At 40.5% G+C, this 22,983-nt stretch carries 22 protein-coding genes; 12 read left to right on the forward strand and 10 right to left on the reverse strand.

What is annotated here, in order from left to right:
• The first annotated feature begins 88 nt into the window (after positions 1-88).
• On the forward strand, positions 89-622 hold the full coding sequence (locus B4F08_RS11765) for a peptidase C39 (RefSeq protein ID WP_086208319.1): 534 nt from the start codon (positions 89-91) through the stop codon (positions 620-622).
• 21 nt (positions 623-643) lie between these two features.
• On the forward strand, positions 644-1,597 hold the full coding sequence (locus tag B4F08_RS11770; protein ID WP_291374452.1) for a DUF4424 family protein: 954 nt from the start codon (positions 644-646) through the stop codon (positions 1,595-1,597).
• Positions 1,598-1,633: 36 nt separating this feature from the next.
• Here B4F08_RS11770 and B4F08_RS11775 read toward each other — a convergent pair whose 3' ends face one another.
• The 4 genes from B4F08_RS11775 to B4F08_RS11790 all read right to left on the reverse strand — a co-directional run bounded on the left by B4F08_RS11775 (position 1,634) and on the right by B4F08_RS11790 (position 4,652).
• A complete protein-coding gene (locus B4F08_RS11775; protein ID WP_291374453.1) occupies positions 1,634-2,152 on the reverse strand; it encodes a tetratricopeptide repeat protein in 519 nt (172 codons plus the stop codon).
• A gap of 79 nt (positions 2,153-2,231) precedes the next feature.
• The gene (locus B4F08_RS11780) at positions 2,232-2,570 is read right to left on the reverse strand and encodes a DUF3325 domain-containing protein (RefSeq protein WP_291374454.1); all 339 of its coding nucleotides are present in this window, start codon (positions 2,568-2,570) and stop codon (positions 2,232-2,234) included.
• The gene (locus B4F08_RS11785; RefSeq protein WP_291374455.1) at positions 2,567-4,294 is read right to left on the reverse strand and encodes a PepSY-associated TM helix domain-containing protein; all 1,728 of its coding nucleotides are present in this window, start codon (positions 4,292-4,294) and stop codon (positions 2,567-2,569) included. Before B4F08_RS11785 ends, B4F08_RS11780 begins: the two co-directional genes overlap by 4 nt.
• A 7-nt stretch (positions 4,295-4,301) precedes the next feature.
• The gene (locus B4F08_RS11790) at positions 4,302-4,652 is read right to left on the reverse strand and encodes a hypothetical protein (RefSeq protein WP_086208314.1); all 351 of its coding nucleotides are present in this window, start codon (positions 4,650-4,652) and stop codon (positions 4,302-4,304) included.
• 274 nt (positions 4,653-4,926) lie between these two features.
• On the opposite strand from B4F08_RS11790, the gene B4F08_RS11795 reads away from it, so the two are divergent.
• The gene (locus B4F08_RS11795; protein ID WP_110974560.1) at positions 4,927-5,187 is read left to right on the forward strand and encodes a hypothetical protein; all 261 of its coding nucleotides are present in this window, start codon (positions 4,927-4,929) and stop codon (positions 5,185-5,187) included.
• Between the two features lie 98 nt (positions 5,188-5,285).
• Here the strand turns inward: B4F08_RS11795 and B4F08_RS11800 are convergent, their stop codons facing one another.
• Positions 5,286-7,760: an acyl-CoA dehydrogenase gene (locus B4F08_RS11800; RefSeq protein ID WP_291374456.1), complete on the reverse strand. Its 2,475-nt coding sequence runs from the start codon at positions 7,758-7,760 to the stop codon at positions 5,286-5,288.
• Positions 7,761-8,050: 290 nt separating this feature from the next.
• Positions 8,051-9,064, reverse strand: coding sequence for a lipoyl synthase (lipA, locus tag B4F08_RS11805; protein WP_291374457.1), 1,014 nt, complete (start codon positions 9,062-9,064; stop codon positions 8,051-8,053).
• 210 nt (positions 9,065-9,274) lie between these two features.
• On the opposite strand from lipA, the gene sthA reads away from it, so the two are divergent.
• Positions 9,275-10,690, forward strand: coding sequence for a Si-specific NAD(P)(+) transhydrogenase (gene sthA / locus B4F08_RS11810; RefSeq protein WP_086208310.1), 1,416 nt, complete (start codon positions 9,275-9,277; stop codon positions 10,688-10,690).
• Between the two features lie 136 nt (positions 10,691-10,826).
• The gene (locus B4F08_RS11815) at positions 10,827-11,813 is read left to right on the forward strand and encodes a bifunctional helix-turn-helix transcriptional regulator/GNAT family N-acetyltransferase (RefSeq protein WP_291374458.1); all 987 of its coding nucleotides are present in this window, start codon (positions 10,827-10,829) and stop codon (positions 11,811-11,813) included.
• Between the two features lie 82 nt (positions 11,814-11,895).
• Here B4F08_RS11815 and B4F08_RS11820 read toward each other — a convergent pair whose 3' ends face one another.
• On the reverse strand, positions 11,896-12,036 hold the full coding sequence (locus tag B4F08_RS11820; RefSeq protein ID WP_004693924.1) for a hypothetical protein: 141 nt from the start codon (positions 12,034-12,036) through the stop codon (positions 11,896-11,898).
• 417 nt (positions 12,037-12,453) lie between these two features.
• Positions 12,454-13,386, reverse strand: a complete 933-nt coding sequence (locus B4F08_RS11825; protein ID WP_119063661.1) for a hypothetical protein — start codon at positions 13,384-13,386, stop codon at positions 12,454-12,456.
• A 268-nt stretch (positions 13,387-13,654) separates the two neighbouring features.
• Between B4F08_RS11825 and B4F08_RS11830 the strand changes: the two genes are divergently transcribed.
• Both B4F08_RS11830 and B4F08_RS11835 read left to right on the forward strand, forming a co-directional pair.
• Entirely contained in the window at positions 13,655-14,125 is a 471-nt protein-coding gene (locus tag B4F08_RS11830) for a YaiI/YqxD family protein (RefSeq protein ID WP_086208307.1), read from the forward strand.
• Between the two features lie 13 nt (positions 14,126-14,138).
• Complete coding sequence (locus tag B4F08_RS11835) at positions 14,139-15,050, forward strand: DMT family transporter (RefSeq protein ID WP_086208306.1); 912 nt, start codon at positions 14,139-14,141, stop codon at positions 15,048-15,050.
• A gap of 17 nt (positions 15,051-15,067) precedes the next feature.
• Here the strand turns inward: B4F08_RS11835 and B4F08_RS11840 are convergent, their stop codons facing one another.
• Complete coding sequence (locus B4F08_RS11840) at positions 15,068-15,637, reverse strand: PilZ domain-containing protein (protein WP_086208305.1); 570 nt, start codon at positions 15,635-15,637, stop codon at positions 15,068-15,070.
• Between the two features lie 24 nt (positions 15,638-15,661).
• Between B4F08_RS11840 and B4F08_RS11845 the strand changes: the two genes are divergently transcribed.
• The 3 genes from B4F08_RS11845 (at position 15,662) to B4F08_RS11855 (ending at position 20,145) form a co-directional block, all read left to right on the forward strand.
• Entirely contained in the window at positions 15,662-16,897 is a 1,236-nt protein-coding gene (locus B4F08_RS11845) for a lipoprotein-releasing ABC transporter permease subunit (protein ID WP_291374459.1), read from the forward strand.
• Entirely contained in the window at positions 16,890-17,573 is a 684-nt protein-coding gene (lolD, locus tag B4F08_RS11850; RefSeq protein ID WP_291374460.1) for a lipoprotein-releasing ABC transporter ATP-binding protein LolD, read from the forward strand. Before B4F08_RS11845 ends, lolD begins: the two co-directional genes overlap by 8 nt.
• A 100-nt stretch (positions 17,574-17,673) precedes the next feature.
• A complete protein-coding gene (locus B4F08_RS11855) occupies positions 17,674-20,145 on the forward strand; it encodes a DNA internalization-related competence protein ComEC/Rec2 (RefSeq protein WP_349680393.1) in 2,472 nt (823 codons plus the stop codon).
• Here B4F08_RS11855 and B4F08_RS11860 read toward each other — a convergent pair.
• Positions 20,045-21,034, reverse strand: a complete 990-nt coding sequence (locus B4F08_RS11860; RefSeq protein WP_086208302.1) for a lysophospholipid acyltransferase family protein — start codon at positions 21,032-21,034, stop codon at positions 20,045-20,047. The genes B4F08_RS11855 and B4F08_RS11860 overlap by 101 nt on opposite strands.
• Positions 21,035-21,163: 129 nt before the next feature.
• On the opposite strand from B4F08_RS11860, the gene sppA reads away from it, so the two are divergent.
• Together sppA and B4F08_RS11870 are read left to right on the forward strand one after the other, a co-directional pair.
• Positions 21,164-22,183: a signal peptide peptidase SppA gene (gene sppA, locus B4F08_RS11865; protein WP_110974568.1), complete on the forward strand. Its 1,020-nt coding sequence runs from the start codon at positions 21,164-21,166 to the stop codon at positions 22,181-22,183.
• Positions 22,180-22,977, forward strand: a complete 798-nt coding sequence (locus tag B4F08_RS11870; protein ID WP_086208300.1) for an alpha/beta fold hydrolase — start codon at positions 22,180-22,182, stop codon at positions 22,975-22,977. The genes sppA and B4F08_RS11870 overlap by 4 nt, the downstream gene beginning before the upstream one ends.
• Positions 22,978-22,983: the final 6 nt, after the last annotated feature.

The raw sequence follows: 22,983 nt of genomic DNA on the forward strand, positions 1-22,983 counted from the left end.
GACTAGCGAAGTATTGTACTTGGAAATTGATTTAGTTCCAACGATGTTTTGTTTATTATCAACACAATCATCTTTTTTGAATTGTGTTATGACCGTGAATATCCCTGAATCCTTAATGAACCTTGAAGCCAATGGCGGTATCTATGCAGTATGGATGATGCTGCAACATTTAGGTATAGATGCAGAGATTGAACAATTGATTGATGTCTGTGCTTATGATGCAACGTTTGGCACCACAACGATAGGCTTGGCTGTAGGCTTAAAAAAGTTTGGTTTCAATGTGCATTTCTATACCGATGAAGACCCTGATCTTCAAGAACAAGAAAAACTGAGTTATGCCGAAGCTGAACAGTTAAAGTTACCTATTTCGCCTGCAATCAATTATCAACACATTCAGCAGGCGTTTGAACAGAATAACTTTATTATTGTGTATTACGATACTTTAGAAGGCGTCGGAAACCATTCACTGGTTTATTCTATAGATGAACAAGAAATCTGTTTCTTTGACAGTTTTGATGCTATGCCAGCATCTGTATTTGAACAACAACGAAAAGCCGAAGGCATTTGTCGTCAGGTGATCATGATCGAGAATGCAAACTTTGAGACTCATGCAGAACATTAAACCTTAAAAAAGAAGATTAAAATGAAAAAAATAATAGGGTTATTCGTATTTATGTCTATGCACGTGAGTGCGAATGACAGTACGGGTTTTGTTGCAACAGGCGGTGTGCAATATCTGAAAAATAAAGATATTCAAATGTATAGTGAAAACTTATTTATCAGTAAAAAGCGAATCATTGTCGATTATGAGTTTAAAAATTTAAGTAAACATTTGGTAAACGAGACTATTTTATTTCCCTTACCGAAAGTTCAAAATTACATGGACTATGATTATGCTGATGCCACAGGTTTAATTGATAGTTTTAAAATTCAAGTTAATGGTCAGCGTATACAGCCTCAGGTGCATGTACGGGCTTTTTTACCGAGTAATGAACAAGAATATGTTCATGATGGAGACTTTCAAGCCGATGTAACGAATGAGCTTATGGCTTGCAGTCTCACGCAGCAAGAGTTGATCCAGCCGTGGAAAGGTGAAAATGCCGATATAAGTATTTCTATTCAGCAAAAAATTCAAACTTGTAAAAATCCAAGAGTGCAAAAACTATTAAAAATTCAAGATGAAGATCTCATTCGCTGGCAGTCTCAGGTTATTTATAGTTGGAAACAAAATTTTAAAGCGAACAGCATGACCCGTATTCAGCATGAATATGCACCATTGGTCGGTGGTTCGGTCTCTTTATATCCTGAAGAGGATGAAAAGACTTATTGTATGGATCAAAGCTTCAAAGCGGGTTTGAAAAAAGCCAAATCACAATATGCACCTTATCAGGCGTTGGGTTATATCTTGAAAACGGGCGCAAATTGGGCGAAACCGATTCAAAATTTTAAACTGACGATTGAGCGTGATCCCAATGAGTTGGTTTCATTTTGTTGGAATGGTCAGGTGAAAAAGATCAGTTCGACACAATTTCAAATGACAGAAAAGAATTTTGTGCCTAAGCAGGATTTAGATATTATTTTTGTGCGTAAGTTTTAAGTAGTAAAAAGCCCATCAAAGGATGGGCTTTTGCTTTTATTCTTGCTCTGCGGCATCCGCCTTGTCGTGCCAGTATTTGGCTTTTTCTTCATCCGCATCAATACCTAGTGCATTTTCATAAATGAAAGCCAAATCACGCATGGCTTGAGCCTCACCCAGTTCCGCCGCTTGTTGTACCAGTTCAATTGACTTAGTGACATCTTTTTCAACCACATCGCCCCGACGGTAAAAACCAGCCAACTCTAATATTGCAGTAGGGTGTTTCAGTTCAGCAGCTTGTTTTAACCAGTGATGTGCATGTCCAAAGTAGGTTTCTGCTTCGCTTGGGTCTTCTTCACAAAGTTCTTTGGCATAAAAAGCATAACCTTCACCGAGCCAATACATGGCTTCTACATGACCTAATGCTGCTGCTTTGAGTGCCCATTCTTCTGCAAGGGTAATGTCATCTTCATTTTCACTTTGCATATATAGTTCAGCAAGTTCAAATTGAGCGTCACTATTACCTGTTGTTGCAAGGTTGACCAATTTAGCAGGAATTTTAGGAGATTTAGGCATACAGATAACCAAAGATTTAAACTGTGGATAGCCTAATGCTTTCAAGTGAAAAAGCCAATCCGAAGATTGGCTTTTAGGCTTAGATTAGGTGCAAAGTTAGACTGGATATAAATATGAGTAAAACTGAAACAGCGATATTCCTAATTTTTTGCTCAAAATAACTCAAGCAAAGTCCAACAAACAACGCCGCGAAGCTAATCACGCCAACCCAATAACTGATTTCAGTACTCCAGTGTCCTTGCGTTAAGCAAATGAACAAAGAAACAATGAGGAGTAACCAACCCACAGTGGTTGCTAAGCGGGTTTGCTGAAGTGTCAATTCTTTGCTAAAGATTTGCTTTTGATGTTTAGACATACTGCTGGCAAGAGCAAAAAAACCTAGGGTTGCTAAAGCCCATATCATTAGAAACCAAATCATGCTTTGGCCTCCTGAACAGGTGCTTTCACTTTTTTATTCGGCAAACCTTGATGCTTTTTAACTTTGTTATAAGCGAAATAGAAGATCACTGCCATTACCCACATGGCTAGGTCAACCGATGCAATCATCCACTGATCCTGCGCAATGCTGTTCCACAAAGCCTGACCACCTGTCATCAAGTTGACCACTGGTAACAGGGCGAAAGCGAGTGTTGCCAATAACAGTAAGTCTAACCATGCTTGCCGGTGGGTACGGAAAATGGCATAAATTAGCGTGAGTAACCATACCGTAAAGAAGCTACGGATCTCCCAGTTTAGACGCATTTCTACATCTGCTGGAATGAAACGGTTGGCATAAAAATATGCTGCGCAGGCCAAAGGTAAACCAATAATGGCTGCAATATTCAGGACTTCAACCAGTCGGAAACCAAACGATTTATAGCCTTGTTTCTGTTGTTGGGGTGCACGTTTTACACACCAAAGAATCAGACCTGTAGCGACCATGAGCGTGCCTAAAATGCCCGAACAGAATAGCAACCAACGAAGAGCCAAATCGACGCCGCGAGCTTCGTGTAAGACGGTGACCACGTTATAGATGCCACTTGGAATAGATGGGTTTTTTATCCGTATATTTTTATCCGTTTCATCTTGACCTGTGACCCCATTGTAGTTGAGTGTTGCATAGACATTGCGATGCGCGACACTTTCAGCACGCAAGGCACGGAACTCAATTTTGGCTTGGTCTGTATTGGGTGAAATAATGTTAATCGAAGCAATTGGATTGTCTTTCCACTGCTGTTGTACTGTCACCATAATCGGCGCTAGGTCTGTCAGTGGTGCAGGATGGAATACAGGTTGTGGATGTTCCCCACCACGACCTTCAGCATGTTCACCACGTTGCTGTCCGCGCTCTCCACCATCCGCTCTTTCGCCTTCGCGTTGACCCCGACCTTCGCGCTGCTGATCTTCAGCTTTTTGGGGCTGCTCAATCATGCTGGCCTGTTGGTCACGTAAGAACTGTTGTCTATTTTCATACGCTTGGTTAATTCCCCAAGGCATGAACATAAACATGAGCAGTAGTAAGCCACTAAAAGTAATCATTAAGTGAAAAGGCAATGCAAAAACAGCGGTTGCGTTGTGTGCATCTAGCCATGAACGCTGACCTTTGCCTGAGCGAAAGGTAAAGAAGTCCTTAAAGATTTTTTTATGAGTGATGATACCGCTAACAATTGCAACCAACATGAACATGGTGGCAATCCCGACCAACCAACGTGTCCACAGACGCGGTAAACCGTATAATTCAAAATGGAAACGGTACAGGAACCCACCACCACGCGTATCCCGTGGTTCAATCACTTCACCAGTTGCACTGTCTAAGGTGATCCGTGTCCCACCACGACGTGCTTTCGGGTCTTCGCCGACGGCACGAATAGTTACTTCAGTCGTAGTTTGCCGTGAGTTGGGTAGTTGAATGTTCCAACTGCCTGCATCAGGGTGGTTTTTTTGTAAATAGTTGAGTGCGACCTGCATTTGTTGTACTTGAGACTGTGCAGGGATAGATTGATGGGTTTCAGGTTTCATCCAAGTAGAAATTTCATTTTGGAAAAAACTGAGTGTTCCAGTCACAAAAATTGCATACAGCAGCCACCCTAAAATGAGACTGGCCCATGTATGCAACCATGACATGGATTGGCGCGGTCCTTCCGCTTTTTGATCAACACGCATTGAAAAACTATCCTAAAAATTTGAGTAGGGCATACAGTGCAATACATGGCACAGCAATACCGAGCGTTGCTTTTAAGGTTTTTTGAACCATAAAGACCCAAATAAAGGCAGCACAGTTAAGACAAAATGCAATGAGTGTAGCGCTCATAGCCGCATTCACAGGATTGGCTATAAAGATTTTAGCAATGGCTAATGCAGAAAGTGCTGCAAGGAGATAGCCTCCAAGTAAGGCAAGAGCAAATCGGTACAACACCATAAGGCGGTAGCTAACGGGGGTATCGACTTTTTTCTTTTTGGTTGGTTTCGGACGAACTTTTTCCGAATGAACCAAGGCATCAATTTGAGTGGTGCTATTCATGGAAGACAGTTGGTGCTTTAGTAAATAGTGTTGCAAATGATAACAATTATTATTTAAATTAAATAGATGGTAATTTTATTTATTTTTTCTGTAATGTTTGGTGAGCCTCTAAATGAGTAAGATTTAAAGCAACGGTAGAAGAATATTAAATTTATTAAATTTTGAAGATTTTTTTTAGCCGAAAAGGCTACATGGCGTTACTAAATCATCTGATTGAGTATTTGTTTCTGCGTTATTTTCATTGCCTATACAATGATGTAATTTGAGGAAAGGAATGGCTGCTTTTATTAATGCTGAACAAGCAAAAATTATGTCTAACCAAGCGTATTTAGATATTGAGATCTACAAATTACGTTTGGCCTCATTGATTGAAGAAAGTGCCAAACAGGGAAATACTGCGGTATTTACAGTGCTGCCAAAACATTTACCTTTACAGGATATTCGCCGTTTTTCAGCAGAACTCACCCAATTGGGATATCAAGTCCGTTTGGAGGTGGAAGAGTTCTATTACCGTTTAAACGTCTATTGGATTTAAAACTTTGCTTCGATGTCATGGTTTATATTGTGTGGATAAAATAAAAGCCCGTAAACGAACTTTTATTTTTTAGCAATTCCACAAAACCAATAAGACGATTAGAGTCTAATATCTGAAATTTTGGTGTGATAGGGGTTATTTAAAGAGAGTGTCTGTTCAAGCTCATGGTCGAAAATATCGGTGAGCATACTATCGAAGCGTTGAGTGTTGTAATGAAGCAACTGATCCGCTTCCTCAGAGCTGATGAACCCTGTTTCAAGCGCATGTTGAATATGTGATTCAAAATCTAAGCCTTCAAATTGTCCTTTGGACTCCGCTTTTTTAAACTTCGTCCACAGCGGATCAATCTTTAGTGCTGCTTGGAACGCATTTTCCATACGCCCAAAGACATCATCGGGATTGGTATTGTAAAAAACATGCTGCTTCAGTTGTTCACGGAACGGGTTATTTTCCATGATAGCAAGTCCTAATTGCGTTTTTAGCTGGTCACTTGGTTGTTGGGCAACACGACCAAAAGGGAAACAGATGAATTTGACTATGCGAGCTGCGGCTCGTATAGGAAAGTTTGCAAGTAGCCCATCAAATGCATCCTGAATTTGCACGAATGCTTTTTCTAAAGCTAGTTGAGCATGTTGTTGTTCCACCTCACTATGTTGTCCTTTTTCATAAAACTTCAAAATAGCAGTCGCGATAAATAAATAAGCATGAATGTCGGCTAAACGCCCTGAAAGCATTTCTTTGCGCTTAATATCACCTGCAAGTAAGCCTAAACAAAGGTCTGCGGTTAAAGCGAAGTTGGCACTGAAACGGTTAATGGTTTTGTAAAAAGGACGTGAGAAATCATCTGTCTGTGCGGAAGCATCTGAAGGACCACCGAACATGCCATAACTGAATGAACGTGCTGTTCGGTTAAAGGTATAAGCCAAATGTTTAAAAAGTAGCGTGTCGAAAGGCGCTAAAGCGGTTTTTGTATCTTCTGCTTGAAGGAGTTGCAGCTCTTCATATAAATAAGGATGACAGCGCATAGAACCTTGACCAAATATCATTAAAGAACGGCTTAAAATATTGGCCCCTTCAACAGTAATCGAAATGGGGATGGCTTGATAATTCAGTGCTAAAAAATTGCGTGGCCCCATTTGCACAGCCCGTCCACCAACGACATCCATGCCGTGATTGACAATTTTACGCATGGTTTCAGTGGCATAGTATTTGGCCATAGCTGTCATTACAGCAGGTTTTCCACCTTCATTTAAACCACAGGTCACCATATAGCGAAAAGCTTCTAACATATACGCACCGCTGGCAATATCACTGGTGGCTTCTTGCACACCTTCAAAATGTCCCACAGAAATTTTAAACTGTTGGCGGACTTTGGCAAAAGCACCGATGCTTAAATAGGCCATTTCAGCAGAAGCAGTGGAGAGCGCAGGTAGGGAAATACCGCGACCTACGGCTAAGCACTCCATCAGCATGCGCCAACCTTTACCTGCATTTTCTACCCCACCAATAATCCAATCGAGTGGGATAAAAACATCTTGTCCATCGACCGTTCCATTCATAAAAGGAGAACCAGGATTATGGCGTGCACCGACTTGGACACCTGCATGGCTGGCAGGTAATAAGGCGCAGGTGATACCGTATTCAGTTTTGCTTGCATCGCCTAAGAGTCCATCAGGGTCATAAAGTTTAAAAGCGAGACCAATCACAGTTGCAATAGGTGCCAGAGTAATCCAGCGTTTTGAAAAGTTCATACGTAAACCGAGTATTTCTCGGCCTTCAAACATGCCATAACAGACCACGCCTGTATCAGGTATTGCACCTGCGTCTGAACCAGCCTCGGGACTGGTTAAACCAAAGCAGGGGATTTCTTCACCTTTGGCGAGTCCCGGTAGATAGCGTTGTTTTTGTTCCTCAGTTCCATAATGTAAAAGCAACTCACCTGGACCTAGAGAGTTGGGCACCATACAACTGACGGCAGTAGTTAGTGAACGTGAAGAAATTTTGCTCATGATGCGGCTTTGGGCAAAGGAGCTAAACGCACGACCGCCGTATTCTTTGGGAATAATTAAACCCAAAAAGCCTTGTTCTTTGATGTATTGCCATGCTTCAACAGGAAGATCTTTTAAGTGATGGTGAATTTCCCATTCATTGAGTAAACCGCAAAGGTGTTCTACTTCATGATCTAAGAAGGACTGTTCTTCAGCAGACAAGGTTGGATAGACATAACCATCAAATTTTTTCCAGTCAGGCGCACCCATAAATAATTCTTTTTCCCACCAACTGGTGCCTGCATCCAATGCTTCGCGTTCGGTACTGCTCATACTCGGCATGGCTTTGGCTAAAGCTTTATAGGCAGGTTGCGTGATTAAGGACTTGCGTAATGGATCAATAACCACAATCAGGCTGAGAATAATTAAGGGTAGACCTAGAAGTAGTGACCATGGATTAATAAAAATAGCAGTGAATAGGGATGCAAAAATAAGGATTGCAGTCCCAAGTAAGCGACTGACTTCAAAATAAAAAATAGCCCAGAGGGTACAGATTAAAAGAAGAATGGCGAAAATGAAACCCATTGAAACCTCCCGTTGTTTACACCGTGAGGTGAGTCATACGTTTTATAAAATTTCACGGAAAATAGGACAAAACGTAGACTAAAAAGGTGTAATAAAATGAATTTGATTTGATGTGTAGCAATACAATTATTTTAGACTTCGAATTAGATTAGGGTGTTTTTTGAGCAATGACTGTGTTAGAAATGTATGAATACGTAATTGAAAAATATAAAGAACGACGATCGCAATAAAAAAAGCCCTCATATGAGGGCTTTTAATTTTTGCATTTAACTGTTTAACACCACAGGAAATTAAGCTTCAATCGTTTGAACGGCAATCTTTTTCGCAGGGTCTACTTTGCGACGTACTGCTGCTACAGGTTCGCCATAGTATTGACGGTCAGCGAAGTAACTTGAGCGAACCATTGGTGCTGCCCAAATATTTCTAAAGCCTAGCTTTTGACCATGTGCAGTGTAACGTTCAAATTCTTCTGGTGTAACAAAGCGGTCAATCGGCGCATGCTCTTTTGAAGGCTGTAAATACTGACCAATCGTTACATAGTCAACGCCGTGTGCATGCAAGTCATCTAAAAGTGAAATGACTTCTTCTTCAGTTTCACCAATACCGACCATCAAACCACATTTGGTTGGAACGTCAGGGCAATATTCTTTAAACATTTTCAACAGATTTAAAGAGTGTTGGTAGTCTGAACCTGGACGCATCGCTTTGTATAAGCGCGGTACCGTTTCAATGTTGTGGTTAAAAACATCGGGTGGACACTCAGTCATAATACGAAGCGCAATGTCCATACGACCACGGAAGTCAGGTACCAAAATCTCAAGTAAAGTATTCGGGCTTAATGCACGTGCTTCTTTAATACAATCAACAAAGTGTTGTGCACCACCGTCAAGTAAGTCATCACGGTCTACAGAGGTGATCACAGCATATTTTAAACCTAAGTTTGAAATTGTTTCAGCCATGTGACGTGGTTCGTCTGCATCAAGTGCATTTGGACGGCCATGTGCCACGTCGCAGAAAGGACAACGACGTGTACAAATGTCACCCATAATCATAAAGGTTGCAGTACCGCCACCAAAACATTCAGGTAGGTTTGGACACGCAGCTTCTTCACAAACAGTATGTAGTTTTTGTTCACGTAGGGTTGATTTAATGCGTTGCACTTCTTCGGGTGCTGCCATTTTCACGCGAATCCAATCCGGCTTGCGTGGCGTTTCAACCGTAGGAATAACTTTTACAGGTATACGCGCGACCTTTTCTGCGCCACGAAGTTTGATACCCTGCTCAGGTTTACGGTTTTCAGACATATTCAACTATTCCACTGTTTTTGACGGGGGAGATGCTAAAAATAGCAGTTCTTAGTATAGCGGAAATGCGAATTGATAGGGCAGAAATACTATTCATTTACTAAATGTGGTTATCACTTAATATATGTAAGCTAAATACAGCAAATTGCCTGCAATTACGTCATAATATGCCCAAGATAAGTAATAAGTTTTTTGAAGAAGGAGCGTTGAATGCCACGTAAAAAAGAGGTCGTTGGTGGAACTTTCGTTAAGTACGATGCGGTCGTTCTAGGTTCAGGCCCTGCGGGTGAAGGCGCGGCAATGAAACTTGCCAAATCTGGAAAGCGTGTTGCGATTGTGGATGTACGTGAGCAGCTCGGTGGTAACTGTACCCACGTGGGGACCATTCCAAGTAAGGCTTTACGTCAAACGGTATCGAGCATTATTCGCTATCGTCGTGATCCAATGTTTAAAAAAATGGGCGACTGGCGTCAGTTTACCATGAAGCAAGTGCTTCAAAATGCACATAAAGTGATTCAACAACAAGTAGATACGCATTCACGTTTTTATGACCGTAACAAAATTGATATTTTCCATGGTCGCGCCTATGTCCAAGACCAAAATACAGTTTTAGTGTTTAGCCCTGAAGGCATTAAAGAAACGATCCTATGTAAACAAATCGTAATTGCAACGGGTAGTCGTCCATATCGTCCTGCGGCGCTTGATTTTAACCATCCGCGTGTATTCGATTCAGACAAAATTTTAGATCTTGATTATTCCATCCAAAAAATCATTATTTATGGTGCAGGTGTCATTGGTTGTGAATACGCGTCTATTTTTATTGGGCTAGATCACAAAGTTGACTTGATAAACACACAGCACAAACTGCTGAGTTATCTTGATGATGAAATTTCAGATGCGTTATCTTATCACTTACGCCAACAAGGTGTTTTGATTCGCCATAATGAGCAGATTGATCATCTTGAAACCTATGATGATCACGTGGTACTGCATTTGCAAAGCGGTAAGAAAATTAAAGCCGATGCCATTTTATGGTGTAACGGCCGCTCTGGAAATACGGATGGCTTAGGTTTGGAAAATGTTGGCATTACACCAAACAGTCGTGGTCAGATTACGGTGAATGATCAGTACCAAACCGAAGTAGAAAATATTTATGCTGCAGGTGATGTGATTGGCTGGCCTTCACTGGCTTCTGCTGCATACGACCAAGGTCGTTGTGCGGGTGCAAATATGAGCGGTGAGGAAGGCGTTGAACCTGTTGTTGATATTCCGACAGGGATTTATACTATTCCAGAAATTTCTTCGATTGGTAAAACTGAACAAGAGTTAACTGAAGAAAAAATTCCGTATGAAGTGGGTCAGGCTTCATTCCGTCACTTGGCACGTGCACAAATTACGGGTGACACGGTGGGTGAATTGAAAATTCTGTTCCACCGAGAAACTTTGGAAGTGCTGGGTGTACATTGCTTCGGTAACAACGCTTCGGAAATTATTCACATTGGTCAAGCTGTGATGAATAGTCCAAATAATACCATCAAATATTTTGTGGAAACCACATTCAACTATCCAACTATGGCGGAAGCTTACCGGGTTGCAACCTTAAACGGTATGAATCGGTTGTTCTAATTTTTATAATATTTTTCAAAAACCTGCGAGTTTAGGCTCGCAGGTTTTTTTATATCTAAAATATTTTTTTATCTATTGTTTAGTTTTTATGAGTATGTAAATATGCTGGATATGTACACTAAAGTTGGCTAACGTTATGAGTCGAACGCCGATTAGTCCAATTGATCACATTCGTCAGTCTACTCAGCAATTGGTTCGTGAGTATGGTCGTCTACAGAATGGTTTAGATCAAGTATTGTCATCATCGTCTGTGCAATGTTTACTTTGTTTAGAGCAACAAGGGCAACAGAGTGCAGTTTCTTTGGTGGAACACTTGGGTTTGGACAAATCAAGTGTGAGCCGAATGTTAGCCAAGTTAAAACAAACGGGTGAAATTGAGGAATTCAGTAGTAGCGAAGATGGACGTGTCAAGTTAGTTTGCTTAACCGAGCAGGGGCTCAGTACAGTTCACCATATTCATAGAGCTGATCAAAGTCAGATCAGTGCGGCATTGCAAAATTTAGATGAACATGGACAGCAACTGATTTTACAGGGTTTAGCCCTGTATATTGAAACACTAAAAAACTTCCGCATCTCAGCAACTACAATACATACTACAAATATTCAAATTGTCTCTGGCTATCAAACAGGCTGTGTTGCCCGGCTGATTGATATGTTGCGCCAGTTTTATCGAATGAATAGCACATCACATGATGTGATTGAAATTCAGTTTGCACGCGAGTTAGCTGATTTTATTGGTCGCTTAGATCAGGCGCGTAATGAAATTTGGTTTGCCTTACATCAAAATCGTATTGTGGGCTGTGTTGCGATTGATGCAGAAAACTTAGGCAATGCCAATGCTCAACTTCGGTGGTTGATGGTGGATGATATTTGGCGCGGACAGGGCATAGGTCAACGGCTCATGTCACATGCAATGCAATTTTGTGAGTTACATGACTTTCAGGCGGTGGAAACGTGGCTTGAGCAACCATATCAGGCTGCAAAAAAATTGTATGAGCAATATGGTTTTGTTTATATGAGTGAACAGCCTGTTGAGTATTTTGGGCAAATATTTACTGAACAATATTATATAAAGCGCATAAAAGACCACACAGCTAAGCGCGGTAGAAGAAAAAAAGTTTAGATGACTTTGTTTTGGCTATTTTAGACGTAAAAAAACCAACAATCGTTGGCTTCTTTGAATGGGGCTGCGAAGGTCACATCAATTACAAAATGAATTGATGTAAGAAGTAGGCAGAAATCATCATGCCTAACACAAAGAACATGCACGAATAAGCATCAAGCTGATAACGCTTTTCTAATTGATGTTCAACATGCTGTATATTTTCTTCTTGCATAATTTTCATGGAAGTTTTATTCCGATTTAATTATCGTTTAAATCCTATTGCATGTTTATATTTTTAACATAAAAAAATGATTAAATAAAGTACTAAATAAAAATAATCAAAGCCGATTATACATCATTATTAATTTTTTTAGTTTTATCTAAAAATTATATCAAAGTCTGCTTCTGGCAAGAGCTAACTATATGAAAGTCGTAGAACTCATAAGTTTTGAATATATAAATTAAATTAAAATAATGAATTTAAAACTGTGGGTAAATGGGTTTTAAAATGAATTTAAAATAGATGGAATTAATATAAAATGTGGATAAGTTTTATACAAATGAATTTAAATTAAAATAAAAGTGAGCTATAAAAATAAAAAAATCCAACTCAGTCGATACAAATTGCTTCGTAATCTGAGTTGGATTTTTGTTTAAATTATTGATTTGATGAATAAATGTTGGCTTGAATCCAAATGTTACCACGGATGTATTGCCCAATATTGAACTGTGCATAAGTTGGGTTTTTAGTGGCAATACGGATCAAGGTTGCAGCTTGGTCTTCTTCATGAATTAAGGCAACGTCAAGCAACGTGTAGTCTTGCTCCATAAATTGCATACTAGTTTTACCCACAATATTGCCTTGAAACCATGCTTCATCTTCCTGACCAATCTTTTCACCATATAAATAGGCAACCATCTTTGAAAAATCTACAGTCACAGGTTCTTTATCGTCATCTGACTTTGGTTCCCATGCGTCGATTTGCTCTTGGAGGTTGGCAGGGGCAATACCATTGTTTGCTGCTAAAATATCGTTTAGTGCGCGATGGTGTTTAATGGATGCGGGATCATCAACGACAAGTTGTTCATGTTCTGCAACAGCCTCTAGCTCATATGCCCATGCATTGAGTTGTGCAACATAGGTTTGGTCTTTTTGGTATTGGCCATGATTCACGCTATACAGACTATCGTAAGCATATACAATGCTGTTATTACCTAAATTTAGGCGTAGAACAGCTTGCGTGTTTGATTGACAGCGGATGATACGTTCAACCACAACAGGAACTTTGTAGGGGCTATTGAAACTTGGGAATGCAGTTTTTACTGCTGTAGGCTTATTATTTTCAACTGCAATCACTTGTGTAAGCTGAACAGCAGCTTGACTTGGTCCTTGGATTAACCAACAGTTTGCATCCATATCCTGTTCAGTTTGGCACAACCCCATTGGCATAATCGGCGCATTTAAAGCTAAACCTAACCATTTGGGTACATCTTGTGCAGGGTGATCTGTGAGTAAATTCCAATGTTCGACGTGGCTACCAAAGTTTTGGTCATCAATGGTGATTATTTCTGGACTATTTTGATTGTTCATATGCACGATTGAATGAGGTGATATATCCCTATTAAATCGAGGGTTATTTCTATATTTCAAGTCCTTTATTATATTTTTACTGAAGAATCATGAAAAAGCACATAGATATGGCTTGAATTTGGCTTTTAAATCCTGCCACAGTCATGATGGATTATACTTTAAAAGTATTTGGCGATGGTTAACACTGTCATTTTGAGCGGTTTTATCTATTAATCTAACGCACTGAGTTTGTTAGACTAAGACAGTTTCTTTTGTTCGTGGATGCAAAGTGTTGCCATTTAAACTGTGGGTGGATGCTGATGCATTACCTAAAATCTTACGTGAAGTGATTTTACGTGCTTCAGATCGTTATCAGCTTGAAGTCACTTTCGTGGCAAACCAAAATGTTGGGATTACGCCATCCATCCGTATTAATTCGATTCAGGTGATGAGCGGGGCAGATGCGGCTGATCAAGAAATTGTTGATCGCATGCAAGCCAACGATATTGTGATTACTCAGGATATTCCGCTTGCCGCACAAGTGATTGAAAAAGGAGGGGTTGCGATTCATCCTCGTGGTGAAATTTACACCACTGCAAATGTCAAAGCGCGACTGCATTTACGGGACTTTATGGATACCTTACGTGGGGCAGGTGTTCAAACAGGTGGTCCTCCCCCTATTTCCGAACGAGATAAACGAGAGTTCTCCAGTTCTTTAGATCAAACCATCCAAAAGCAAAAACGTAAAACAGCTATCTAGCATCGAGCCGATTATGTCTTCTAAAGCCAATTTGATGGCAACCTATGGATTACTGGTTTTTATTTGGTCTACAACGCCTTTAGCGATTGTGTGGAGTGTGACCGATTTACATATGCTGTGGGCGTTGGTATTGCGATTTTTTATTGCACTACCTTTGGCGATTTGTTTGTTATTGGTTCTAAAGCGCCAGTTCCCGACCAACAAAGTTGCGTGGCATAGTTATTTAGCTGGTTCTTTTAGCTTGATCGGCTCGCAGTTTTTTACCTATGTCGCAACCAATTATATTAGTTCAGGCATGATTGCCTTAATGTTTGGCTTAGCACCCATTATGGCAGGGCTGATCGGACGTTTTTACTTTAAGACCTATTTGAGCGCAATGCAGTGGCTCGGGATGTGTATTGCATTGGTGGGATTGGCCATTATTTGTCTTGCTGGAAATACACAGCATGTGCATCCCTTTGGGATTGGGCTGATGCTACTCAGTGTATTTTCTTATGCAGCCTCTATTTTCTGGGTGAAAAAAGTCAATGCAAATATCGAACCTGTTGCACAAGCAACGGGGTCAATCTTGGTTTCAACCGTAGCAGCAATATGTATCGTGCCATTTATTTGGCAGTATGCACCGCAGCAAATGCCCGATTTGAAAACTTGTTTGGCACTACTTTATACCGTCATTATGGCGTCATTGATTGCAATGTTCTGTTATTTTAATTTGGTACAAAAAATTCAGCCGACAACGTTGTCATTGACAACAGTCATGACGCCGATGATTGCTTTATTTATTGGTGCAGTACTCAACCACGAAAAACTGTCGATGTTAGTCCTCTTGGGCGCAGCGGTATTGCTATCTGGCTTATTTGTCTATTTTTATAAAGATCTTCAGGCAAGTCGCAAACTTGCCCAAAAATTAAAAAGTCCAAACTAGTCCGAGTTTTTGGCTTTTTAATGATCTTCTAAGCTTAATGAAATACAGTCTGCGAGTTTCGCACGATCTTGCGGGTGCAAGGTAATAAAGTATGCACCCGTGCGATACTTATCATTTTCTTCTGCGTTGCTATATACCACTTGCGCAATGGCTGCAATATGGAAGAAGTTTTCGGGATGGCTCAAAGTCAGATGTATATAGGTACCATCTTGAATTTGCTTGTCACTGTAAAAGCTTAAACCACTTTCTGAAAAGTTGACATGCTCAGGTGTAGGTAACATGGTTTGTACAATCGTGTCGTACAAAGATCCCGTGATCAGGTTTAATTTTTGATTAAATAGGGATAATATTCGAGCAATTTGTTGATCTTTTTCAGATAATTGTTCTAATTCGTAGTTTAGGGCATGATCAAATTGATCTAATTCTGCGAGTAGTAGAAAATAGCGTGGCAAAACAAAATTAGGATCGTAAGGGTCATTAAGGGCAACATCATCAGAAATAATCTGATAGTTAATTCTCAAGGCCGCGTCGATTCGAGACATCACACGACGTTCAGTTTGAACGTTTTGATGCTGTAAACTTTCCATAATTATGACCTCGGACTAGATGGTATGTTTAAACCAATCTCGCTGTATATAGGGTTGAGATATACTCGCGCACGGCGTAGCAACCACTTTATTTCTTTTATTGCACTGGTTTCGATGATCGGTCTCACACTGGGTGTGGCAGTACTCATTACAGTGTTATCTGTAATGAATGGTTTTGACCGAGAATTGAAAACTCGTGTACTTGGAATGATACCTCAAGCCACTGTTTCTTCAACACAAATTTTAACAAATTGGCCCGAACTTGCAAAAAAAATTGAAACAAAAGAGCATGTCACGGGTGTGGCACCTTTTACTCAATTGCAGGGGATGCTGACTGCACAAGGCCAAGTGGCTGGAATCATGGTCACGGGAATTGAACCTGAGTATGAAAAAAAGGTTTCGATTATCCAAGACCACATGGTTGAAGGGGGTATTGATAAGCTCAAAAAAGGTGAGTTTGGTATTGTTTTAGGCAAACAAATGACCGATGCCTTAGGTTTAGGCTTAAATGACAGTGTGACTTTGGTTTTACCTGAGGCAACACCATCACCAGCGGGTGTCGTACCACGTTTTAAGCGTTTCAAAATTGTGGGGATTTTCAGCATTGGTGCTGAGGTTGATTCGATGATAGGCTATATTGCTCTTAATGATGCATCAACTTTGCTGCGCTTACCTGATGGAGCACAAGGTATTCGCTTGAAACTAGATGATATTTTTGTTGCGCCGAAAGTGGCAGATGAAATTGTCATGGATCTGCCAAGCGGTTTTTATGCCTCAAATTGGACTTATACTCACGGCAACTTATTTAGTGCGATCCAAATGGAAAAAGCGATGGTGAGCTTATTACTGTTCCTGATTGTCTTGGTGGCTGCATTTAATATTGTGTCGTCCTTGGTGATGGTTGTCACCGATAAAAAATCGGATATTGCTATATTACGAACTCTTGGGGCTTCTCCAGCAACTATTACTCGTATTTTTATGGTTCAGGGTACGATTATTGGTGTGATTGGTACGGTATCTGGTGCGATTCTCGGTATTGTTTTCGCTTCAAGTATTAGTAGCTTGGTGGGTTGGCTAAACAATGTAATGGGACTTCATTTATTTGATGCTTATTTTATTAATTACTTACCTTCGTATTTAAGATGGCAAGATGTATTAACCATTGTGTCCCTGTCTTTAATTTTAAGTTTCCTTGCAACAATTTATCCTGCAATGCGTGCTGCAAAAATCCAACCTGCGGAGGCATTACGCTATGAGTAAAATTGTTTTAGAAGCACAAAATATTGAAAAGCACTTTACCGATGGTAAGTCGACCGTTGAAGTGATTAAAGGTCTCTCTCTACAAGTCAAAGCAGGCGAATTTGTCTCAATTGTGGGGTCGAGTGGTTCGGGTAAAAGTACGTTGTTACATGTATTGGGCGGTTTAGACCGTCCGAGCTCTGGACAGGTATTTTTACAGGGTAATCGTTTTGACAGTTTGAATGAAGCTGAGCGTGGCTATTTACGTAATCAACACTTAGGTTTTGTTTACCAGTTCCATCATCTGTTGCCTGAGTTTACGGCTTTAGAAAATGTGGCCATGCCGCTGATGTTACGCCAAGGCACCAACTTTAAAGATGTGCAAAAACAGGCTGAATACTTGCTTGAACGTGTAGGATTGACGCATCGTTTAACCCATAAACCAGGTGAGCTTTCAGGTGGGGAACGTCAACGCGTTGCTTTGGCGCGAGCATTGGTGGCTAAGCCTGCCTTGATGATGGCAGATGAACCGACAGGTAATTTAGATCGGAAAACAGCAAGTAAAATTTTTGAGTTGCTGATGGATTTACGTCAGGAATTCAATATGGCGATGTTGATCGTGACGCATGATGAGCAACTGGCTCAGTCGGCTGATTCTATTTTGCATATGCAAGATGGTCTTTGGGTCAATGATTAGGCTGAGTGCCGACAAAAATATGAGATAAAGCCACTATCTATTGAAGCCCACTTCGGTGGGCTTTATTATGGCGCCAATAAAAACAATAACTGAATAAAAAATGAAGCTTTTATATGCTGTTGCTTGGATTTTAGGAATTGCATTAATGGGGCAGAGCGTCTCCATCCTAAATCATCTTTTTTACCCAGCATTGATTTTGGTCATCGGACTTTTACCTTTACAGTTTTTTCTTTTTAAGCATAAACCCGCGCTTATTTTACAGTTTATATGCGGATTAATTTATTTCATGTTGTTTTTAACTGCAGGATATCATTATGCGCAATCGGCTTTGCAGCAACGTCTAGCCTATAAAGAAACCCGGGTGGAAGATACTAAAGTCATTGTTTATATTGCAAAGATTAACCAACTGGGTAGTGAGACCATTCAGCAAGAAATACAGGTCTTGAACCGACACGAGCAACCCGTCCAATGGTTAGGTTTTCAAAAAAGGATATCGGATCAGCAAGAGGTGTTGGAACTTGGGAAATACTACCGACTGACCGGGGAAATACGTCCTGCGCATAGTTATGCAGTGCAAGGTGTATTCGATCTTGAGCAGTGGTATCTGCAACGTAATCTTATGTCTGGTTTCAAACTCAAGCAAATACAACCCTTATCTGAGGCAGAAATTTACGCGTTAGGCTATGCCAGTCATTTAAGAAAGCAGCAAACCATCTTCAAGCAACTCCAGTTAGGTATAGAGCGACAGCGTTTAAAGATACGCAACTTTATTTATATACAGCCCTTAAGTCATAAGGGCTTAATTTTAGCGCTCCTGACAGGGGATGAAAGTTTCTTAGATAAGGAAACAACAATATTCTTTCAACGTTTTGGTATTAGTCATTTGTTGGCAATTTCAGGGCCGCATGTACTCATCTTTGCTGTGATGTTTTGCTGGCTCTTACAAAAAGGAGTCAACCGATTTTACTCACGTATTTTTCTTATAGTACCACGTCCATATTTATTGCTATTGCCATTTTTCCTCTGTGTGTTGCTGTATTGTGCCTTTGTTGGTTTTGAGATTCCTGCAATGCGGACTTTACTCAGTTGTTTCTGTTTAACAGCGTTGGTTTGGCTCAGGCAGAAAATTTCGGCTTTGACGTTGCTCTTATTGAGTGCATCACTTCTTTTATTGTTTGATCCTTTTTCGATTCTATCAGCTGCTTTTTGGCTGTCCTATGGGGCATGTTTTGTACTTTTACGCATTTATCAAACCACCATTCGGCTTGATTTGAGTGGCTCCCAAACGTGGCAACAGCAACTTATATTCGCACTCAAACTGTTGATAGAGTCGCAGTGGAAAATCTTTGTCGCACTTTTGCCTTTGGTGATCATTTTCTTTAAACAAGTCTCTTGGATTAGTCCTATCAGTAACCTTGTGGCCATTCCTTTGATTGGCTTAGTGGTTGTGCCATTGGATGTTTTGGCTGCTTTTACCTTTTATGTTTTTGAACCGCTGAGTAGTCTTTTGTTTCAGTTGGCAGATTGGGTATTGCTATTTTTGTTGAGCATACTCCACTTGTTAGATGCCATGCTTCCGATCAAATTGTTGTCGGTTGCACTTAACGTTTGGCAGATAATTTTGCTCATTGTGGTACTCAGCATTATTTTTATGCCCAAGTCGACTTTACCCAAAACATGGGTAGTATTGAGTGTTTTTCCGCTACTTGGGCTGAGTGCAAAGCAGCATCCTTTTGAATTAATTGTACTTGATGTTGGTCAGGGGCAGGCGGTGTATATGCAGGATGGTCAACAGCATGCCATGATTGACGTCGGAGGCTCCTATGATGAAACGAAGTTTAGTATTGCTAAGCAGGTGATTCAGCCATTTCTATCGAAACAAGGTGTGAGTGAATTAGATTCATTGATACTTACGCATTTGGATCAAGATCATAGTGGAAGCTATACCACATTAAAAAATGAGTTGTCGATCAATCAAGTCTATTCCAATCAGCAATTGGATGTGGCTAGCAAGTCTCGTTTTGATTATTGTAAACAAGGGCAGATTTGGCATTGGTCTGAACACGTTGAGATCAAAATTTTATCACCAAAAGCCAGTCAATTGGCACAAGTACCGTATCAGCAAAATGAGCTATCTTGTGTAGTTTATATACAGGTGAAAAATGTACAGCCTTATCAGAATTTTTTGATTATGGGCGATGCTGGCTGGCAAACCGAGTTTCAATTATTGCAGGATTATCCTGACTTAAAAGTTGATGTCCTGATCTTGGGGCATCACGGTAGTCGTCATAGTTCAGCTTATGCATTTTTAAAGTATTATCAACCAAAACTAGCGGTTGCTTCAGCAGGTTTTCATAATCGTTATGGGCATCCGAGTAGAATAACGCAAGCACGCTTGAAAGCACTCAATATTCCACTTTTGACTAAGGCAGGGCACGGTAGTATACGTTTTACTGCGAGGTCTACAGGACTTATTGAGTTGATGACACAGCGTCAGACTCGACCGTGGTTGCAATCGGCTGATTCTGTTGTTCCAAACGTAACTGCTCTAAACGCAGCACTGCCTCATTAAATGGCAGATTATACAATGGCCTAAGTTTCGAATTGGCTTTGAAGCGTTTATAGGTCCAGTGGTAATGTTCTGGGTGGCGATGGACTAAGTTCTCAATGGCTTGATGAATCACTAAAGTACCATCATTGGCACTACCTTGATAAATCGCGTCACTCATTTCTTCAATGTACATGTCAAAGCCATCGTCATTACGAATGGCATACAGCAGTAAAGCTTTGGCTTTGGTTTTTTGAATCAGCTTGGCGCTCAGGTTACTTGAGGCTAGGGGAAAACCAAAATAAGGAATCATTTCCCCGCCTTGTTTGGGGGTATGATCGGGCAGAATCACGGTTGTTCCCCCTTGTTTGAGCGCCTTAAAAATTTGTCGAACTCCAGACTCATCGGTAGGAACAAGATGAGCACCCTCCCGACCACGTGCTTCACGAACAAATAAGTCAGCCCCAGGATCTTTGACGGGTTTATACATAATGGTCATTTCGGTAAATTGGGCAACATAGGTGTTCATAATTTCCCATGTCCCAAAATGTGGAACGATCAAGACGACACCTTTTTTAGCAGCAAGGGCTTCGTGTAGTAGATGTTCGCCATGTACTTTTTGAACGCGTTCAATATTTTTTTGGTTACTGGAACCCCAAATACTAAAAAACTCAAAATAAGTAGTGAGTTCATTACGTACTGCTTGTTTCGCAATCATTTCGCGCTGTTCTGGACTAAGTTCAGGTAAAGCAATTTGCAGATTTAGTCTGAGGGCATCATTATTTTTACTAATTTTTAAAAGATTGACTAAACCCGCTAAACCTCTAGCAAAAAAACGTGAAAATTTAATGGGTTGTTTACTTGCAAAACGGAGTAGACGATAAGTCGAGTTCTGTTCTTGTGGTTTAGTCATTCTTTAGAGTCGATATAGTGTACGTGGATAAAAACAAAAAATATTATAAGATAAAATGAATGGTTTCGACAGTTTTGTATAAATCAGTGTATATAATGAGGGCAATTTTATTCAAGTTTGGATTGTTATATGTCCGATTGGCCACCAAAACCAGAAAATGAAATGCCGAAACAACAACCTGCACACGAACAGCCAACAGGGAATGAATGGAAGCTTTTAGAAAAAGCGGTTTTAGCTTCCGTTGAAGAACAACGTCGTGCACGTCGTTGGGGGATCTTTTTCAAGTTTCTGACTTTTGCCTATCTTTTGTTTATTTTAATTGCGATGACCAAGAGTTGTTCGACCAGTGGTACGGATGCAACAGCATCTAAGCATATTGCTGTGGTTGATATTGTGGGCACAATTGCCGCAGACGAGCAAAGCGTGAACAGTAATGACACGATTAAATCATTAAAGAAAGCATTTGAAAATAAGCAAAGCCAAGCAGTGGTTTTAAATATTAATTCACCGGGTGGTTCACCTGTTCAGTCTGACGAGATTTGGCAAGAAATCCAATACCTAAAGAAAACACATGGCGACAAAAAGTTGTATGCAGTGATTGGTGATACTGGTGCATCAGGTGCATATTATATTGCGTCAGCTGCGGATGAGATTCTGGTGAATCCATCAAGTTTGGTCGGTTCAATTGGTGTGATTATGCCGAACTATGGTGTAACCGGCTTGATGCAAAAACTGGGTGTTGAAGACCGCACCATGACATCTGGTCAAAACAAAGCCTTGCTATCTATGACCCAACCTGTTAATCCTGCGCAGCGCGCACATGTCCAAGCTGTACTTGATAATGTACATGAGCATTTTATTAATGCTGTTAAACAAGGTCGTGGTAAAAAGTTAAAATCGAATGATCCAGCGCTCTTTTCAGGTCTTTTCTGGACTGGTGATCAGGCAGTAAAACTCGGCATTGCTGACCGTATTGGTAACTTACATACTTTAAAACGTGAGTTAAATACAGATAAAGCAATGGATTATACTGTGGTACATAGTCCACTTGATTCTGTTTTAGGGCGTTTAGGTGCGTCTATGGGGGCCGGTTTTGCATCATCACTGTCAAACCAAATGCAAACTGAACAGACGACAAAGTTACAATGAAACCTTTAATTCATTTTGCGCACGCCAATGGCGTGCCCGGAAAAGTCTATCAGAAATTATTTGACTTACTCTCTGATCAGTACGATGTGATTTATGTGCCTCTATTGGGACCAGATAAAAGCTATCCGATTGATAACCATTGGAAAAGCTTAACTCAACAAGTGATTGATAGTATTGTTCGGCAGGCACAAGGGCGCAAGGTGATTGGTTTAGGTCACTCTTTAGGTTCAGTGCTTACTTTTCAGGCCGCATTACAGCGTCCTGAATTGTTTGAACAAGTCATTATGATTGATCCACCATTAATTATGGGCAAAGCTTCATTTGCATTACACTTTGCGAAGATGCTGGGGCTCAAAGTGGTGGATAATATGTCTCCAGCCGCGTTATCACTGCGACGCAGAGATCACTGGGAAAGCCGTGAACAGGCTGCAGAATTGTTAGGCGCTAAAGGTTTTTATAAAGACTTTGATCCTGATTGCTTTCAAGCATATATCGACCATGGGTTAACTGAAGATCGTGTGCGTGGAGGTGTGGAGCTTAGCATTTCAAAGATGGATGAAGTTCATATCTTTAGAACAAATCCATCATTGTGGTGGTTACCACAGGCTCAGCCAAAAGTTCCCATGCATTTATTGATCGCTGAGAAAGGGCCATTTATTGGTCCAGGTTTTCCACAAATGGTGAAAAAGAAATTCGGAATACCTTATCAAGTGGTTGAGGGAAGCCATATGTTCCCATTGGAAAAACCACAAGAAACGGTGACACTCATTAAAAGGCTCATTTCAACAGCGTAATTTTTT

This window comes from Acinetobacter sp. UBA6720, assembly GCF_002454215.1.
Classification (GTDB): Bacteria; Pseudomonadota; Gammaproteobacteria; order Pseudomonadales; family Moraxellaceae; genus Acinetobacter.